Here is a 361-nt window from a genome sequence, read left to right on the forward strand (position 1 = left end):
ATGAAGATCACCGCCCAGGATCTTCTCGACATGAAGATCATCGACGGCATCGTTGCCGAGCCGATCGGCGGAGCACAGCGTGCCCCTGAGACGGTGATTGCGGCCACCGGCGATCTCATTGCCAAGACGATGAAGGATTTTGCCGGCGCCAACACCGATTTCCGCGAGCAGCGCCGCGAGAAATATCTCGCAATGGGTCGCAGCCTTTAAAGCCATCCCAGGAAAAGTGCATAGCGGTTTTCCCGGGAGAAGCGCGTAGCGCTTCCCCTTGGGAATTGCGTGAAAACAAAGAGTTAGAGCGGGTCAGCGATTCCGTGAAATGCTGAATCGGCTCGGGTGGACAGGTTCCTGCGTGGGCCGG

Annotated in this window: 1 pseudogene; it reads left to right on the forward strand. The window is 58.2% G+C overall.

The annotated features are described in order from the left end of the window. Nucleotides 1–210: pseudogene (locus EN859_RS36015) on the forward strand (acetyl-CoA carboxylase carboxyl transferase subunit alpha); the annotation flags it as partial. Nucleotides 211–361 lie beyond the last annotated feature (151 nt).

The sequence above is a fragment of the Mesorhizobium sp. M00.F.Ca.ET.216.01.1.1 genome, assembly GCF_004010325.2.
In the GTDB taxonomy this organism is placed as follows: domain Bacteria; phylum Pseudomonadota; class Alphaproteobacteria; order Rhizobiales; family Rhizobiaceae; genus Mesorhizobium.